At 46.4% G+C, this 16597-nt stretch carries 18 protein-coding genes; 5 read left to right on the forward strand and 13 right to left on the reverse strand.

The window, feature by feature from the left end; all coding sequences use genetic code 11:
* The first annotated feature begins 86 nt into the window (after positions 1–86).
* The 3 genes from ACLR2L_RS01435 (at position 87) to ACLR2L_RS01445 (ending at position 4100) form a co-directional block, all read left to right on the forward strand.
* Positions 87–1424, forward strand: a complete 1338-nt coding sequence (locus ACLR2L_RS01435; RefSeq protein ID WP_413365070.1) for a GH1 family beta-glucosidase — start codon at positions 87–89, stop codon at positions 1422–1424.
* A gap of 13 nt (positions 1425–1437) precedes the next feature.
* Entirely contained in the window at positions 1438–2997 is a 1560-nt protein-coding gene (locus ACLR2L_RS01440; RefSeq protein ID WP_413365072.1) for an MFS transporter, read from the forward strand.
* Between the two features lie 101 nt (positions 2998–3098).
* Positions 3099–4100 (forward strand): LacI family DNA-binding transcriptional regulator, encoded by a 1002-nt coding sequence (locus ACLR2L_RS01445; RefSeq protein ID WP_140957938.1) that lies wholly within the window; start codon positions 3099–3101, stop codon positions 4098–4100.
* Between the two features lie 61 nt (positions 4101–4161).
* Here ACLR2L_RS01445 and ACLR2L_RS01450 read toward each other — a convergent pair whose 3' ends face one another.
* The 3 genes from ACLR2L_RS01450 to ACLR2L_RS01460 all read right to left on the reverse strand — a co-directional run bounded on the left by ACLR2L_RS01450 (position 4162) and on the right by ACLR2L_RS01460 (position 7417).
* Positions 4162–4572 (reverse strand): phosphate ABC transporter substrate-binding protein, encoded by a 411-nt coding sequence (locus ACLR2L_RS01450; RefSeq protein WP_413365074.1) that lies wholly within the window; start codon positions 4570–4572, stop codon positions 4162–4164.
* A 9-nt stretch (positions 4573–4581) separates the two neighbouring features.
* Complete coding sequence (locus tag ACLR2L_RS01455) at positions 4582–5700, reverse strand: hypothetical protein (RefSeq protein WP_413365076.1); 1119 nt, start codon at positions 5698–5700, stop codon at positions 4582–4584.
* A 97-nt stretch (positions 5701–5797) separates the two neighbouring features.
* Positions 5798–7417, reverse strand: coding sequence for a methyl-accepting chemotaxis protein (locus tag ACLR2L_RS01460; RefSeq protein WP_140957941.1), 1620 nt, complete (start codon positions 7415–7417; stop codon positions 5798–5800).
* Positions 7418–7660: 243 nt separating this feature from the next.
* Between ACLR2L_RS01460 and ACLR2L_RS01465 the strand changes: the two genes are divergently transcribed.
* Positions 7661–8134 carry a nuclear transport factor 2 family protein gene (locus ACLR2L_RS01465; RefSeq protein ID WP_140957942.1) on the forward strand — a complete coding sequence of 158 codons (474 nt, stop codon included), beginning with the start codon at positions 7661–7663 and terminating at the stop codon, positions 8132–8134.
* On the opposite strand, the gene ACLR2L_RS01470 is transcribed toward ACLR2L_RS01465, so the two are convergent.
* The 3 genes from ACLR2L_RS01470 to ACLR2L_RS01480 form a co-directional block, all read right to left on the reverse strand.
* Positions 8131–8760, reverse strand: coding sequence for an OmpA family protein (locus tag ACLR2L_RS01470; protein WP_140957943.1), 630 nt, complete (start codon positions 8758–8760; stop codon positions 8131–8133). The genes ACLR2L_RS01465 and ACLR2L_RS01470 overlap by 4 nt on opposite strands.
* 297 nt (positions 8761–9057) lie before the next feature.
* The gene (locus ACLR2L_RS01475; protein ID WP_413365079.1) at positions 9058–10236 is read right to left on the reverse strand and encodes an HD-GYP domain-containing protein; all 1179 of its coding nucleotides are present in this window, start codon (positions 10234–10236) and stop codon (positions 9058–9060) included.
* Positions 10237–10370: 134 nt separating this feature from the next.
* Positions 10371–10715, reverse strand: coding sequence for an MGMT family protein (locus ACLR2L_RS01480; protein ID WP_413365081.1), 345 nt, complete (start codon positions 10713–10715; stop codon positions 10371–10373).
* Between the two features lie 22 nt (positions 10716–10737).
* Between ACLR2L_RS01480 and ACLR2L_RS01485 the strand changes: the two genes are divergently transcribed.
* Positions 10738–11316 (forward strand): tRNA-uridine aminocarboxypropyltransferase, encoded by a 579-nt coding sequence (locus tag ACLR2L_RS01485; protein ID WP_413365083.1) that lies wholly within the window; start codon positions 10738–10740, stop codon positions 11314–11316.
* 12 nt (positions 11317–11328) lie between these two features.
* On the opposite strand, the gene ACLR2L_RS01490 is transcribed toward ACLR2L_RS01485, so the two are convergent.
* The 7 genes from ACLR2L_RS01490 to atpG form a co-directional block, all read right to left on the reverse strand.
* Entirely contained in the window at positions 11329–11934 is a 606-nt protein-coding gene (locus tag ACLR2L_RS01490) for a glutathione S-transferase family protein (protein ID WP_140957947.1), read from the reverse strand.
* A 10-nt stretch (positions 11935–11944) separates the two neighbouring features.
* The gene (locus ACLR2L_RS01495; protein WP_413365086.1) at positions 11945–12817 is read right to left on the reverse strand and encodes a hypothetical protein; all 873 of its coding nucleotides are present in this window, start codon (positions 12815–12817) and stop codon (positions 11945–11947) included.
* Positions 12818–13018: 201 nt separating this feature from the next.
* Complete coding sequence (locus ACLR2L_RS01500) at positions 13019–13372, reverse strand: VOC family protein (RefSeq protein WP_413365088.1); 354 nt, start codon at positions 13370–13372, stop codon at positions 13019–13021.
* Complete coding sequence (locus tag ACLR2L_RS01505; protein ID WP_140957950.1) at positions 13369–13794, reverse strand: GFA family protein; 426 nt, start codon at positions 13792–13794, stop codon at positions 13369–13371. Before ACLR2L_RS01505 ends, ACLR2L_RS01500 begins: the two co-directional genes overlap by 4 nt.
* 205 nt (positions 13795–13999) lie before the next feature.
* Positions 14000–14416 carry a F0F1 ATP synthase subunit epsilon gene (locus ACLR2L_RS01510; protein ID WP_140957951.1) on the reverse strand — a complete coding sequence of 139 codons (417 nt, stop codon included), beginning with the start codon at positions 14414–14416 and terminating at the stop codon, positions 14000–14002.
* A 58-nt stretch (positions 14417–14474) separates the two neighbouring features.
* Positions 14475–15863 (reverse strand): F0F1 ATP synthase subunit beta, encoded by a 1389-nt coding sequence (gene atpD, locus ACLR2L_RS01515; protein ID WP_140957952.1) that lies wholly within the window; start codon positions 15861–15863, stop codon positions 14475–14477.
* Between the two features lie 33 nt (positions 15864–15896).
* The coding region (gene atpG / locus ACLR2L_RS01520) for a F0F1 ATP synthase subunit gamma (RefSeq protein ID WP_413365091.1) at positions 15897–16597 on the reverse strand (701 nt) is incomplete at its 5' end.

Here is a 16597-nt window from a genome sequence, read left to right on the forward strand (position 1 = left end):
AATTATCAGTTTTACCGGTGGCATCACTACTAACCGCTTAGGTACACCCCCAACGCTGTATCAGGCTCTTAGGAACAACCAACATCATGAAAACAATTAGTCTTCCGCTGAACAGTGCACTTCGCAACCGTTCTTTTTTGTTTGGTACCGCCACTTCGTCTTTTCAGATCGAAGGGGCAGCAGACAGCCGATTGAAATCGATCTGGGACACATTTTGCGAACAAGAAGGTAAAATTGCAGATAAAAGTGATGGTTTGGTAGCTTGCGAACATGTAGCCCGTTACAAAGAAGATGTCGACTTGTTACAAGAACTCGGCGTTGATGCTTACCGGTTTTCAATTTCATGGCCACGCGTCATTCAGGAAGACGGCGAATTAAACCCTCAGGGCGTACAATTTTACATTGATCTGTTGGACGAACTGGCAGGGCGGGGCATTAAAGCGTTTGCCACCCTTTATCACTGGGATTTGCCTCAGTACCTTGAAGATCAGGGTGGCTGGTTAAACCGAGACACCGCGTATGCTTATCAGCAGTACGTAACAAAAATCACTCAGGCGTTGGGTAGCCGTGTTCACGCCTATGCCACGTTTAACGAACCGTTTTGTTCTGCGTATCTCGGCTATGAGATTGGAGTACACGCGCCGGGAAAAACCGGCAGAAAGCGCGGGCGCTCCGCGGCACACCATATTTTACTGGCGCACGGACTGGGTATGCAGGCACTGCGTGAACACGCCCCACAGGCATTAAGCGGGATCGTACTTAACTTTACGCCATGTTATCCGGTATCAGGTTCTCCGGCTGATCGTCTGGCCACCATTTATGCCGATGAATATATTAACCAGTGGTACATGCAACCCGTTATGGAAGGCAGTTATCCACCGGTAATGGATAAGCTGGCACCTGACGATAAACCAGCAATTCAACCAGGTGATATGGAAACTATTTGCCAGCCACTGGATTTCCTGGGGGTTAATTTTTATACCCGGTTAACCTATTCAGCGCCCAAGCAAGACGGTGAGCTGTACATTGAACATGCGCATCTGGAGCCCAAAACGGATATTGGTTGGGAAATTTATCCTCAGGCGTTTTATGATCTGCTTACATCGCTGAATTCCCGTTACGATTTGCCGCCCATTTATATCACCGAAAACGGCGCGGCCATGGCGGATAAAGTAGAAAATGGTGAAGTCGCCGACAACGACAGAATCGATTACTATGAGGCGCATTTGCGCGCGCTTTCGGATGCGATTGATGCGGGCGTAAATGTAGCAGGGTATTTTGCCTGGAGCTTAATGGACAACTTTGAATGGGCAGAAGGTTACGCCAAGCGATTTGGGATAGTCTATGTTGATTTTGAAACCCAGACCCGGTTGTTCAAACACAGTGCTCACGCGTATAAACTGCTGTTAGCTCAGCGTACCTAAAGGAGCAGACGTCATGTCACAGTTGCTTAGTGTAAAAGAAAAAATCGGATATGGGCTGGGAGATGCGGCCGCCAATCTGGTATGGCGTGGTGCATTAGCCTATTTAGCCGTGTTTTATACAGACACCTTTGGTATTAGTGCTGCGGCAGCTGCTATGTTGTTTTTGGTGGTGCGACTATCCGACGGCGTAACCGACATCATTATGGGCATGATTGCCGACCGCACAAATACCAGAATGGGTAAGTTTCGTCCGTGGATATTAGCGTCTACACCGTTTCTGGGATTATTCATGATCCTGTGTTTTACCACTCCGTCGCTTTCAGACACAGGTAAACTCATTTATGCCTATATCACGTATATTGGGCTAACCCTTGCTTATACCGCGAACAACGTGCCTTATTCAGCCTTAATGGGCGTAATGACCGCTGACGACCACGAACGCACCAAACTCTCCGGGTTTCGTTTTGCCGGCGCATTCCTGGGTGGTTTACTGGTAATGGGATTTCTACCCATGTTGGTTGCCTATTTTGGCGGAAATGGTGAGAACGATGCATTGGGATATCAATACACCATGTATGTTTTTGCAGCCCTGTTGGTAGCGCTTATGCTTATCACGGTATTCACCACTAAAGAACGCATTGCGCCCCACCAGCAGTCAGGTAGCAGCCTGGGGAAAGAACTCAGTGACTTATCCAAGCAACTGCCCTTTATTCTCATTCCGCTGTCTGCCATTACTGCCTTCTTTTACTACCGCAACTGGGCAACCGGTATCATCTTTGCGGTAGTGATGGCGTTAAGCTGGTGGTTTGTGAAAAAGCTGGTGGCACGCCCTGAATCGCAGAATTCGCGCTCACAACAAGACATTATTGACCTGTTAACCAATAAGCCGTGGCTCATTTTACTGGGCATGGGCTTTTTAACCATGATGTTTAACGGCATTCGTTATGGTGTTATTGCTTACTACTTCAAGTATTTCCTGAATGACGCCGCGCTTACCGGGCAGTATTTTATTGTGTTGCTGGTGGTATCGATTGCTGGTGCGTTTGCTACCCCCTGGCTGGCCAAACGCTTTGGGCGCAAACAGTTGTTTGTTGCTTCTTTGCTGATAAGCAGTGTGATCACCATTGGTATTTACTGGGTTCCAATGGGTGAGCAAGGCATATTACCCTTATTTATTCTAGGCGGTGCCGCCGAGTTCTTTGCTGCCATTATGCCTACGCTGTTTTTCTCGATGTTGGGCGATTCTGCCGACTACAACGAGTGGCGTACCGGACGCAGAGCAACTGGCCTGACATATTCTGCTGGCTCGTTTGTTCAGAAAACTGGTGGCGGCTTTGCAGGCGCATTGGTGTTACTGGTACTGGGTGCTTATGGTTATGATGGGATGGACGCGACAACCATTAGCAATGCGCTGCCCGGCATGCAATCGCTGATGAGTTGGATCCCGGCACTCTTTGGTTTCGCAGGCGCCGCACTGATCCTGCTATACCCACTCACAGACAGTAATCAAAAGGAAATGACAGAAACGCTGAGTGAACGCAGAGCTGCGCAAGAAAAAGCGGCGGCGATTTAAGTAAACGCAAATTAGTCTAAAGATTAAACCTGAATACGGGCGCTTTACAAACACATTGGACGTCGTAAACTGCCCTTTAGAATAATAAACAGAGAATCAGTGTGGCGACTATTTACCAAGTAGCGGAGCGGGCCGGCGTTTCGCTTTCCACGGTTTCGCGCGTCTTGAACGGGCGGAAAACCGTAAACGAAACACTGCGGGCAAAAGTTGAGCACGCTATGCGGGAACTCAATTACCGCCCCAGCTCAGTTGCCCGTTCTCTGGCTACCAGTCGAACCGATAGTATTGGTATATTGGTTTCAGAATTAAACTCTCCTTTCTTCGGCGACTTAATGCAAGCCGTAGAGTCCACGCTACGCGAAGCGGATAAACATGTGATCATTACCGTTGGTCACAATAATCTGGAAACCGAAAAAGACGCCGTAGAGTTTTTAATTAGCCGCAACTGCGATGCTCTCATCATGCACGTAGAAGCCATGAGCGACGATTATCTGCGCGAAGTTAACGCCAACCGCGTACCTATTTCCGTTGTTAACCGGCAAGTGGAAGGACTCGAAAACGCCTGCGTATGTTTAGACAACGAACGCGGCGGATACCTGGCTACTCAACACCTCATTGAACTGGGTCACACCCGCATTGCCTGTATTTCCGGTCCTTCCAAAGCCCGCGACGCTCAGTTGCGTTTGATGGGACACCGACGGGCGCTGGCCGAAGCTGGCATCCCTTGGTCGGAGCAACTTTATTATGAGGGGCGCTATCAGGAAGAAGACGGCAAGCAGGGCCTGCAAACGCTGTTGTCCAGAAATAAGCCATTTACGGCACTGGTGTGCGCTAACGACTGGATGGCCTCAGGCGCAATGAGCTGTGCGCGTGATTTGGGTATGAACTTACCTTACGATCTGTCAATCATTGGTTTTGACGATGCGGTATTTGCCCACCATGTTTATCCGCGTTTAACAACGGTGAAAAACCCGATTTATGAAATGGGCGAAATGTCGGCAAGACACATTCTCAATGCAGTCTATGGCCAATCATTGTCGGTAAAAACCCTGTTTGAACCTAAGCTGATTGTGCGTGAATCAACGATCTTCCTAAAATCCTGACAAATGCTTTCGCCTTGTAACTAACACGATAACAGGGGTTGCCCCCTGTTATCAGTAATCGCTAAAGACTAAAAAGCACTTTAACTGAGCCGTCCACTGAGCCTGCATCCACAAACCCAATGGCATCTGCCGAAGATGCTACCGTTTTAAGTACTTCAGCATCGTTTCCCAGTTCTTTAGGCGGCCGCCCGCCACCCGTGAACGCCAGTTTTGCCCAATAAGCTTTGAACTGACTGGCATTTCGCGACAGTACTTTATCAATAAACTCGTCAGCCGTGCCGCCACTTTGCATGTACGGCGTCATCGTTTTGTCTTTACCTAAGTAAATCTGTGCGACTTTTTCCTGATCCAACGCATCAGCAAAGCCCGGATTTACCACTACCGCAATAGCCGCTTGCGCCGAAGCACTAAGCGTAATTGCTGCAGTGAATGTCAGGCTGGCTACTGTTTTTTTAATAGAAAAATTATGCATTATCAACTCCTAAAAAACAGTGACTAATGCCATTTCAACAGCGCCAGCGTTGCTACCGTCCAGCTGTTCAGACACAGTATATTCAAACTTAAATGCCGCAGAATCATGGAAGTCCCATCGCACGCCAACCGAATAAAAAGGCAATTCAAAATCGCGCTCGTCCAATACAGCTTTCGTCGTTTGGTACAGGAAATCCAAACCGGGATCGACACCTAACGGTACAGAGTTAATGGCCTTGCGATATGGTTCATTCACATCTTCACCCACGGTCGCATGTACCATATAGCTACCAAAACGCTTACCTAAAGACACCATCCAGGGCTTATAATCACCCACAATGGTTTCATCTACTGTTGAAGGGATATATTCCGCCAGGAACAGCCAGTCCTGGTTGTCGAAAATAACCCCCACTTCAAAAGCGGTTGAACTATCGTTGTTTATATCCAGTTCGTTACCCACTGCAGCAAAAGGCGTTGCCTGCCACGCAGAGACCAGCTCACCAACCCCAATATCCCCGGAAATATCAAACTGTAAATAGCTGGTTCTGAATGTCCACCAGCCATAGTTCACACTGGCAACGGCACTAAAGATGTCTTCAATTTCAAACGAGCCGGTATCGGTAGAGAAATCCTCTTTACCGTAATACAAACGGAAGTTCACCATTGCATCGCCAACCGTAAAATCGTGAATGGTTGAGATACCATCGATTGAGTCAAACGGGGCCTTGTAAACTTCTGCTGGTGGCGCTATCCAGTGATAGGCATAGGACACATCCAGATAGTCGGAATACAGGTACATAGGAATTCGCTGACGACCGGCCTGTATGCGCCAGGTTGGTGAGATTTCATATGACAGGAATGCCCAGGTAAATTCCGGCTCCCAGTCATCACGGCCGCGCGAACGAATTTGTGCTGTCGCACTTAACCCTTCACCCAGATCTGAATATGCCTGCAGCGCAAAGAATGAATGTTCTTTGAAGTCGATGCTGTCTTCGTAGTCTCTAACAATTGCATCGCTGTCGGTAGCTGTGCCACCAACAATGCTGGCGAAGCCACTTAAGTTCACTTCTGCATTTGCGTGGATCGGCAACGCACCCGCGAACAATGAGGCAAGTAACAGTTTTTTCATAGTTAAATCCCGCGTAAGTATACGTAGTTTTGATGTTTAATTGAACGCTGTGTTATGGCTTACCCGTTATACCCGGGCTTCAAAATTGATTTTTCTGCTACACCTTAAACTGGCGGGCGATCCCTTCCAGACTCTTCGCCAGATTGGCCAGTTCACTGCTGGCAGACGCTAGTCTTACTGAGTTTCTAGCGGTTTCATCGGTTCGTGCGTAAATTTCGTCCACATAACCCACAATTTGCTCCGCCACGGCTTGTTGATTGTCGGTAGTGCTGGCAATTTGGCCGTTCATCGCACTGATCCGCCCGATAGTGTCGGCAATCACGTTCAGGCTTGCGCCGGCTTTGTTGGCCTCGCTTACACTGCTTTCTGCCTGCTGGGTACCGGAGCTCATTACCTGAACAGCCGATCTGGCTGCACTTTGCAATTGTTCTATGGTGTTTTGAATTTCTTCGGTGGACTTTTGTGTTTTGGAAGCAAGCGTTCTTACTTCGTCTGCTACTACAGCAAAGCCCCGGCCTTGTTCACCGGCACGGGCTGCTTCAATGGCGGCGTTTAAGGCCAACAAGTTGGTTTGCTCGGCTATGCCTTTTATCACATCCAGAACCACACCTACCTGATTAGAGTCGTTCTCCAGTTTTCGAATTACCTGGGCACTGTCGTCTACATTTTTTGCCAGCGACTGAATACTGCGTACGGTACTATTAACAACCGATTGGCCCTGGTTGGAAGCGTTGGTTGCTTCATCGGCAGCTCTTGCCGCTTCAGCTGCACTCTCGGCCACTGCTACAACCGAATGATTCATATCATCAACCGCATTTTTGGCCTTGGTTGCGGCCCCTTGTTGATCAGCAATATTTTTATTGGTGGTGTCGGTTAGCTGACTCAGGTTTTGCGCTAAATCCGACAGCGGCAGTGTAGTTTGTACTATGTCTTTTACTACTTTCTGCAATTTCTCCATAAACAAATTGAAGTACCTAACCAGATCGCCCACTTCATCTTGTGCATTGGTTTGAATGCGAATGGTCAGGTCGCCGTCTTCCTGTGCAATGTCGCGCAGTGATTTCACAACCCGAGTCAGGTTGCCACGTATTTCGCCGGTAATAGGGTAGGCAGTACCAAACAGAATAAGTGTAGTAACGATGCCCATAATAATACCCAGCCAGAATAAGAATTCCTGGGCACTGTTATATTCAGAAAAGGCTTGTTCAAATGCACTTTGCCGGGAGGCAATAAACTGATTAACCAGACTGATTGCGTTGTCGTAATTCGCGTTCATTTCTTCCAGCTTATCACTCAGAGTCGAGAAATCCGCAGTTTCGTTGAGAATTGATGCCGTAACGCTAACGGCCTGATCACTATAGGCACTAAAGGTAGACTGAAGTTTTGTTACATCTGCAGACAATCCAGGATCAATGCGCCGAATAGCCTGTAAATCGTCCAGTACCGCTTCTACTTTTTCCTTTGCAATCCCAATCGCTTCTGTATCACCAGTAGTCACAGAAGAAGCGAGCGTATCGCGCACTTTTTCCATGTTGGTGAGCACCGATGTACTCAATTGAAGCGCAGGAAAATCCACACTTTTGGCAACCTGCAACTGACTGGCATTTTGCGCAGACACGGTGCTGTTGATCACAACAAAAGTAATAAAACTTACGGCACCAATGATGGGAATTAAAAAGATTTTTTGCGCAACAGACAACTTCAATAGAAAGTTCATTGATTACAGAACTCCGTGTAAATCATGCAGATTAAAATACGAATGACAGGGCCTGATCTCAAAAGTTAGTTTATATACGTGTTTTTGCAAGTATTTTGCTTTGAGACTTCAAATTCGATTGATATGTCGCAAGGGAATAGAATTTTGCTGAGGTAAATTTCTGACACCAGGACAACGCTTACGGCTACTTAGATACTGTGTTACGGTATTATTCAGGATTATCAGTCAATTCAACAATTACTTATGCGAATTATCATATATTTATGTGCGTTATGTTTTGCCTGTTCTGCATGGGCTGAACGAACCGTTGAACAAACTCTCGACGCATTACATGCCGCTGCGTCTGGTGCGGATGCAGTCACTTACTTTGATTTATATACCAGTAACGCTACGTTTATTGGTACCGATGCGTCAGAAAACTGGTCGATTAGTGAGTTTAAGCAATATGCCATGCCGTACTTTTCACAAGGCAAAGGCTGGACCTATACCCCGGTTTCACGAGACGTGTTTTACGCTAAAGATAAGCAGGTAGCCTGGTTTATGGAAATTCTGGACAACGCTTCGTATGGAATCACTCGGGGAACAGGGGTGTTAGAGCGAATAGACGGAGAATGGAAGGTGGCCCAATATCACCTCACCATTCCTATTCCCAATGCCCTGGCAAAATCAGTGGCAGCACAAATCGAAAAACTGGCTGCCACTACACCAGATAGTTAATTAGTGATCGGCTGAATTGACAGCTCAACCCTACGGTTTATCTGTCGGTTAGCGTCGCTGGTATTAGGCACCTTGGGCTGAAACTCGCCCATGCCTACTGTTGTCACCCGTTGTACATTCACGTTGTATGCGGTTAGCAGATTTTTAACCGCATTTGCCCGGCGCTCAGACAATTCCTGATTGTAAGATTCAGAACCTGTGTCGTCGGTGTGCCCTTTAATCAACAACACGGTTTTTTCGTATTTGTTGAGTACCACTGCAACATCGTTCAGTACCGGATTGAAATTTGGGCTAATTGCCGCACTGTTGGTAGCAAAGGTAATATCGCCAGGCATGATCAGATGCAGCGTATCGCCTTCACGTACTATATCCACTCCCGTATCGGCCAATTCTTCGCGCAGGGCCTCTTCCTGTTTATCCATGTAATTACCAATCGCACCACCCGCAATGGCACCCACTACGGCACCCCAGGCATAACGACTTTTAGCATTATCGCCTGTAGCTTTACCTAATAATGCGCCGGCCACGGCACCAATTGCAGCGCCTTTTTGAGTATTGTTACTGTTTGCACAACCACCCGCCAACAAAGCAGTAGCCACCACACTCGCAATCACTAGTTTTTTCATTGCAACCTCAATATTTGTCGTTCGTACCTGAATAGAGCAATCAGCGTTCCAATTGCTAACTTTACGGATAATTTAACTAGGCAAACCTGAATAAAGCCTGACTATCAGTGGCCTGTAGCGATATTTACTATTGTGAATGCGGTAGAACAAGAGAAGGTAGCAGTGCGTTAGTGCCGCAAATTTTACACTAAGATTGTAATTTATTTGCGACACTATTAAGCCTACTGATGCTGCACGGGATGCTTAGCGGCATATCCGATTGCCAACGGTCACTGCCTGCAAACACCGGCTCAGCAATCAGGGCAAAACAGATTCATGAAAGAATCGGTTGATATCAATATTATAGTCAGACGCCACCACCGCTTTGTCTATTTTAATTCGGTCATCGGTTGCAAGGTTTACTTCTTTAGGCGGCAGATAGTGATTGCCAGCGGTGGAATAAAATACGCGAACACAAGGCCGTAATGGCTGTTTGTCATTTTGCTTTATGACCAGCGCAACCTTGTTGTTAGACAATTCAACCAGACTGCCAACGGGGTAAATTCCCATGCAGCGGATAAACTGCTGAAGCAGTCCTTGATCGAGTTTATCCTTACTGTCTTTTAACAGTATTTGTAGTGCCTTTTGACTCGACATACCCGGTTTGTAGCAACGATCGGCAGTAAGTGCATCGTACATGTCTACTATGGCTAACATGCGGCCTTGCCTAGTAATTTGATCTGCACTTAACTGCGAGGGATACCCCAAACCATCTAATCGCTCGTGATGTTCACTTACCCACTTAATAAGGGTTTCATCAATTCTCATTTGATGAAGAAACTCAACGCCGTAAGTAACGTGTTTCTTCATTTCTTCCATTTCTCCATCGGTCAGTCGGCCGGGCTTATGTAAAATGGCATCGTCTACTTTTATTTTACCGAGATCGTGAAGTAATCCACTGTAAGCCAGTCTTTCAATTTCCTGCTCCTCCAGCCCAAGATAGCGGGCAAAATTGGCCAGTAAAATGCCTACGTTAAGTGAATGCTCCAGCAAATAAGAGTCTTTTTCGCGAATTTTTGTCATGAGCAGCAACGCATCCGGATTGCGGTCCAGCGAACCTACCAATGCAGTAGATAATTCCTTCGGTACATAATCATCAAATTGGGTACCATTCTGGATGGCTTTATAAAGACTATCCTGAATCTTCAGACCTTGCTGATAAAGCTTTGCGGCCCGCGCCAGTTCATCGGTTAACGGGACTGTAGTTTCCAGATGTTGGTGTATGGGGAGTGCCTGACTGCTCGTGCTATTACCCGACTCTACGTCAGTCTCAATAACCACGCGCAAAATACCCTTGCGCTTAAGTTCATCAATCGCAGCCTGACTGGTTACCCGCCCACGACTTTTAATTTGTACTGTGCCAGCCCGTTGTTCAGCAATCTCGAGCACGTACATACCCACTTCTAATTGTTCAATCCCGATCGTAATCACTGACATGCGTTTTGCTTCTTATTATCTCAACGGTCTTTTCGATTGCTGATGACGGCATTTACGATATCTGATAGCAAACTATAAACAGATACGGCAACAGTTTGGTCTGCATCCGTCATTTCATATTCATCAATACTCATTTAAAAGTCTAGCTGGTAAAGTAGCGTTGGTAAATCTGGTTGCCACTGGTAGCACTTCATTTTAATTTTGTGATTTATTACTAACACCCCTTCTTCCAGGAGCCGGGCAATTTGTTCGTTGGCGAGCTTGCTATTTACAGGAAACGCAATTTGCCCATTACTTCTCACCACTCTATACCAGGGTACAGGTTCGTTTTGAGGAACGTCTTTTAAACATCTTCCTACCAGCCTTGCCCGTCCAGGCAAGCCAGACAAATCGGCTATTTGACCATAAGCGGCCACATTACCGGCGGGGATCATTCTGATGGTATGCCATATTCGTTCGGCTGGGGTAAAATCAGACATCGTACATTTCGCTGAGAGTGTTATGCGTTTAAAGTGTCATCGATGCCACTATCCTTTGAAAACCTGTATTTGTAAACATGTTACACCCGTTTTCAATCGAACCCGGGTAATAGTATTGCAGCATCCCGCAGAAACGAAACATGCCAAAAATACTGTCAGGTTACTGCAGCTTGCTCTCCAGAATGTGGATTGCTACACAGGTAAAACCGCTGAGGATTTTGCGCCACTGGCCAAGCAACTGACTACAGACTCTGCAACAACGGTAGTTCTTTACCCGGTTCAGGAGGCTATAGAGTTAACTAGTACTCACTATCTACAAAATCCATTAAAAATTGATACACTGATTATTATTGATGGCAGTTGGAAGCAGGCATACGGTATTTACAAACGCAATCCATGGTTAAATCAATTCATGTTTTGTTGTTTGCCCGACGATATAGAAGGACAGTATGATATTCGCAAAACCAGTGTGTCTAATGGGCTGTCTAGCCTTGAGGCTGTAGCATTGGGTTTGCAAAGTCTGGAAGGGGCCGATACTTCACCACTGTACCGGCTCTTTGATGCTTTTAAGCAGCAGTGGTCCCTGCATACTGAAGGCTAGTGGCTGATTACCCTAACAGCTGTATTGCATGGGCATATACCCTCGATGGTCCTCAACCAATGCTAACCATCGCCGAATACCAGGATATACCGATAGGTCAAAACCACCTTCATGAGCTACATGGGTATAGGCATACAATGAAATATCTGCCAAAGACAGTTGTTCGCCCACCAGGTAGGGGGTTTCGTTAAGTTGCTTCTCCATCACCGCCAGCGCTTTGTGACCGGCAACCTGTTTAGCCTGATACTCTGCTTTACGGTTTTCTGGCAATCCTAAAAATACATTGATAAATCGGGCAACAGCGATGGCTGGCTCATGACTGTACTGTTCAAAGAACTGCCACTGCAACATTTTTGCGTAATCAAACGCTTTAGACGGAATCAAAGCCGATCCAGTTGCCAGATAGTTAATAATGGCATTAGATTCACTCAAACACCGTCCGTCACTTAATTCCAGTACTGGTATTTTACCTAACGGATTCTTATGTTTGAACGCTTCTGTTTGTGTTTCTCCCTGGAGAATATTTACATCAATCCATTCGCAACTTTTACCCAGTAATGCCAGTACAAGCTGGATTTTATAACAGTTACCGGAACGGGCATCGCCATAAACCTTCATGAGTCATCCTTTACTTAACAAACCATGCCATAAACAGCCAGGTGGCCGGCACGCCAGCTGACACGATGAATATCTTTACATTTTGTACAATTTCTTTGGGCCAACAACTAAACTGGCGCATGTCTTCCAGCTGTTGATTGAGCTTATACAGCTGATTTGCGCTTGGTTCGTTGTTTTTACCATTTCGCCTGTCAATCAGTATCTGCTCAATCGCAGCTTCTATACAACTGATGTTTTTTGCCCGGTATTTACGCATCAACCTTAGCGTTTTTATTACTGGCAAAAACAACCATGTAAGCATAAATGTAATCATCACTAATAATATTAGTAAGTCAATAACGGGGACAGGTTTACCCATCCAAAATATCGGTACCAGCATTAACATCATTAATGCCAGACTCACATTGCTTAATCCTAAATCACATAGTGCCTTGCAATGACTGAAGTTTGTATCCTTGGTAATACTGGGTAGCACTAAATGGCGATGCAGATAGCGAGTGAACGACGCCGACTGCATAATAAATAGAAACAGAAAGAACCAAAAGGGCACAGCTATGGCGTTGAGTAACATGATAGCGGGCTTTAAATCCAGTGCCAGCAGTCCCTCTGTAACAAGGTAAATCATAGTTACTGAAACTGCCAGTGTGCTGGCAATAACCACTTGGGTTACCAGCTTCTTTTCAAGGCGTTGAATATGTTGAGGATACTCATCGATGCGTTTAACGCGCACCAGGAAATCGGCGATACGTTTACCGGCACGTCGGTGCATAATGCGAATTGCCAGCCATAAATAGCCGATGATGAGCGGCATCCCCAGCGCTGCATTAAAATCCCTTTGTGAACGCTCGTCCACTACATACGCCAGATCCAAAGATCCAGCCACATAGTTAAGACTCAGGCAAACTATTACAAATAGTAAAGGCGGCAACCAAACATGTATTACTACGTTGTTTTTATTCATTAGATTGGTTGTGTCAATTAAGCGACAGCTATTATACACCCCAAAAATTAATTGGCACAGCGCGTCGGCAATACACTTTGTTAATGAATGTGTATTGCTTTTTTTCCTTAACCCTGCGACGCTTTATTTATCTGACCAAACGGCAAATTCATTGCCACTTGGCTCGGTAAAATGAAACCGTCTGCCGCCAGGAAAGGTAAATATTGGCTTAATCACGCTTCCACCTGCGGCTTCAACGGCTTTTTGTGTAGCCTCGAGGGTAGGTGAGTAAAACACCAGTAAAGTTGCACCTGACGCAGTTAATGACGCCATATCTGCTTTGTAAAAGCCGCCTGTAATGCCCTTATCCCTGAACTCACAATAAGCGTCGCCATAATCGGTGAATGTCCAGTTAAAAACAGACGCAAAGAACGCCTTGGTAGCAGGTATATCCTTACAGGGCAATTCCACGTAGTTAATCAGTGTGTCGCTGCTCATACTGGTTCATCTCCCTCAAATTGCGCCATTACCTCTGCGCCTGTCATGCATATAGTGGTTTGTTCAAAGCTGTAATAGTTGGGCTTGCTTTCAATAAATATTTGATGAGATAACTGCATAGCTGGTTGTTGTGGAAACAGTCCAACAGGCAAATAGTGGGTGTTAGTTGTCTTTAAACGGTAAAAGAGGTGCGTGCCGCAATGACTGCAAAATCCGCGCTCTGCCCAATCTGAAGAATCATAAACTTTAACGGTGTCACCGGTAAGCTTAACAGTGTGACCCTCTATCGCGAAAAAGGGGCTGCCAGCCCATTGTCTGCACATATCACAGTGGCATACGCCAATATCCAGCGAAGTTGCGATAGCTTCAATCTTAACGCCCTTGCACAGGCAGGTAGAGGTAAGTAAGGTACTGGTTTCCATACACGTTCCTTTGTTGTCATTTTTTTCTAAAGCAATTTACAGCGAATACTGCTGTATTGCTTCCCTATGCACAGTTTCTGACATCAAACCAAAGCCGATACATGTATATTTATACAGACAAATTAAAAACACCAGTTTTTTATTACATTATTTCAGACATAAAAAAACCCAGGATAACCTGGGTTCTTTATTTTGATGAATCTAATTACTTGCGCAGTTTTTGAATTAATCGCAACTGGGCAATGGCTTCCGCCAGCTCGTGAGCGGCTTCAGCATAATTAAAGTCAGCACCTGGATTAGCGATGTGCTCTTCTGCACGTCGTTTAGCTTCTTCAGCAGCCTGTGCATCCAAGTCTTCTGCTCTTACCGCAGTGTCGGCCAGAACAGTTACGTTGCCTGGTTGTACTTCAAGTACACCACCCGCTACGTAAATAACTTCTTCTTCACCGTGCTGTTTAACCAAACGCACCATACCAGGCTTAATTGGAGTGATGAGCGGCGCGTGACCAGGGTAAATACCCAGCTCACCTTCGCTACCGGTCACCTGGATAGTTTCAACGAGGCCAGAGAAAATCTGCTTTTCCGCGCTTACTACATCTAAGTGAACTGTCATTGCTGCCATGTAAACCTCCTAAAGGATACGCAAGCGTTATGCGGAGCTGATTAACAGCTCCGTACCATTACGCTTTCTTCTTGGCCTTTTCCAGCGCTTCGTCGATAGAGCCAACCATGTAGAACGCCTGCTCAGGCAGGTGATCGTATTCGCCTTCCAGAATGCCTTTAAAGCCGCTGATGGTATCTTTCAGAGAAACATACTTACCAGGAGAGCCTGTGAAAACTTCTGCTACGAAGAATGGCTGAGACAGGAAACGCTGAATCTTACGAGCACGTGATACTACCTGCTTGTCTTCTTCAGACAGTTCGTCCATACCCAGAATGGCAATGATGTCTTTCAGCTCTTTATAGCGCTGAAGTACAGTTTGAACGCCACGCGCTGTGTCGTAGTGTTCCTGACCGATTACCAGTGGGTCCAGCTGACGTGAAGTCGAGTCCAGTGGATCTACCGCTGGGTAGATACCCAGTGATGCGATATCACGAGACAGTACTACCGTTGCATCCAAGTGAGCAAAGGTGGTAGCTGGTGACGGGTCGGTCAAGTCATCCGCTGGTACGTATACCGCTTGGATTGACGTGATTGAACCAGTTTTGGTAGACGTAATACGTTCTTGCAGAACACCCATTTCCTCAGCCAGAGTAGGCTGATAACCTACCGCTGAAGGCATACGGCCTAACAGTGCTGATACTTCAGTACCTGCCAGAGTATAACGGTAGATGTTATCTACGAAGAACAGAACGTCACGACCTTCGTCACGGAACTTCTCTGCCATCGTCAGACCAGTCAGAGCAACACGTAAACGGTTACCTGGTGGCTCATTCATCTGACCGTAAACCAGCGATACTTTATCCAGTACGTTTGACTCGTTCATTTCATGATAGAAGTCGTTACCCTCACGAGTACGCTCACCAACACCCGCGAATACTGAGTAGCCGCTGTGTTCGATAGCGATGTTACGGATAAGCTCCATCATGTTTACGGTTTTACCTACACCAGCACCACCGAACAGACCAACTTTACCACCCTTGGCGAATGGGCAAACCAGGTCGATTACCTTGATACCAGTTTCAAGCAGTTCAACCGAGCTAGATTGTTCTTCATAGCTGGGTGCTTCGCGGTGAATAGACATACGCTCTTCTTCACCGATTGGGCCCGCTTCATCAATTGGGTTACCCAGTACGTCCATGATGCGACCCAGAGTAGCTGTACCTACTGGCACCATAATTGGGTTACCAGAGTTTTCAACTTTCAGACCACGACGCAGACCGTCGGTAGAACCCAGAGCGATACCACGAACGACACCGCCACCTAATTGCTGTTGCACTTCCAGGGTTAGCCCGGACAAGTCACCTTCGGTAACTCTAAGTGCGTCATATACCTTTGGAACCGCATCTTGTGGAAACTCGATGTCCACAACGGCGCCAATGACTTGGACGACCTTACCTTGACTCATAATTTGTCCTCATTATCTTTTCTAAACCTTTGCCTACACCGCTGCTGCACCACCAACAATCTCACTGATTTCTTGTGTGATTGCGGCTTGACGGGCTTTGTTGTATACCAATTGAAGTTCATCAATCAGGTTGCCTGCGTTATCGGTTGCGGCTTTCATTGCAACCATTCGAGCAGCTTGCTCTGACGCGGCATTTTCTACAACACCCTGGTACACCTGGGACTCAATGTAACGAACCATCAATGCTTCCAAAATAGGTTTTGGATCCGGCTCGTAGATATAATCCCAGCGATGCTTTAACGTTTCGTCTTCAGACTTTGGCAAAGGCAATAATTGATTGCTTACAGGCTGCTGTGACATCGTGTTAACGAAGTCGTTGAAAACCAGAAATACTTTATCCAGTTTTCCTTCATCAAAGGCTTTCAGCATGACGCGAACTACGCCAACTACGTCGCTGATTTTAGGTGCATCACCTAAACCTGATTCTGCGGCAAGCAAAGTGCCACCAAATCGGTTGAAGAACGCACAAGCTTTTGAACCTAGCGCTGCAAAGTCCACTTCGACACCCTGGCTTTTCCAAGCTTTTACTTCCTTGGTAACCAGTTTAAACTCGTTGGTGTTCAAACCACCACACAAACCACGGTCGGTGGATATCACAATGTAACCGACACGCTTGACTTCACGCTCTTCCAAATAAGGATGGCGGTATTCAAGGTTACCGTTAGCAATGTGAC

It is taken from the genome of Alteromonas sp. AMM-1, assembly GCF_047290655.1.
Classification (GTDB): Bacteria; Pseudomonadota; Gammaproteobacteria; order Enterobacterales; family Alteromonadaceae; genus Alteromonas; species Alteromonas mangrovi.

Coding starts and splice junctions, on each gene's coding strand:
- ACLR2L_RS01460 (WP_140957941.1), bottom strand. CDS start 7,417: ATGAACTTTCTATTGAAGTTGTCTGTTGCGCAAAAAATCTTTTTAATT.
- ACLR2L_RS01465 (WP_140957942.1), top strand. CDS start 7,661: ATGCGAATTATCATATATTTATGTGCGTTATGTTTTGCCTGTTCTGCA.
- ACLR2L_RS01505 (WP_140957950.1), bottom strand. CDS start 13,794: ATGGAAACCAGTACCTTACTTACCTCTACCTGCCTGTGCAAGGGCGTT.
- ACLR2L_RS01470 (WP_140957943.1), bottom strand. CDS start 8,760: ATGAAAAAACTAGTGATTGCGAGTGTGGTGGCTACTGCTTTGTTGGCG.
- ACLR2L_RS01440 (WP_413365072.1), top strand. CDS start 1,438: ATGTCACAGTTGCTTAGTGTAAAAGAAAAAATCGGATATGGGCTGGGA.
- ACLR2L_RS01450 (WP_413365074.1), bottom strand. CDS start 4,572: ATGCATAATTTTTCTATTAAAAAAACAGTAGCCAGCCTGACATTCACT.
- atpD (WP_140957952.1), bottom strand. CDS start 15,863: ATGAGTCAAGGTAAGGTCGTCCAAGTCATTGGCGCCGTTGTGGACATC.
- ACLR2L_RS01500 (WP_413365088.1), bottom strand. CDS start 13,372: ATGAGCAGCGACACACTGATTAACTACGTGGAATTGCCCTGTAAGGAT.
- ACLR2L_RS01485 (WP_413365083.1), top strand. CDS start 10,738: ATGCGTTTAAAGTGTCATCGATGCCACTATCCTTTGAAAACCTGTATT.
- ACLR2L_RS01455 (WP_413365076.1), bottom strand. CDS start 5,700: ATGAAAAAACTGTTACTTGCCTCATTGTTCGCGGGTGCGTTGCCGATC.
- ACLR2L_RS01490 (WP_140957947.1), bottom strand. CDS start 11,934: ATGAAGGTTTATGGCGATGCCCGTTCCGGTAACTGTTATAAAATCCAG.
- ACLR2L_RS01510 (WP_140957951.1), bottom strand. CDS start 14,416: ATGGCAGCAATGACAGTTCACTTAGATGTAGTAAGCGCGGAAAAGCAG.
- ACLR2L_RS01435 (WP_413365070.1), top strand. CDS start 87: ATGAAAACAATTAGTCTTCCGCTGAACAGTGCACTTCGCAACCGTTCT.
- ACLR2L_RS01480 (WP_413365081.1), bottom strand. CDS start 10,715: ATGTCTGATTTTACCCCAGCCGAACGAATATGGCATACCATCAGAATG.
- ACLR2L_RS01475 (WP_413365079.1), bottom strand. CDS start 10,236: ATGTCAGTGATTACGATCGGGATTGAACAATTAGAAGTGGGTATGTAC.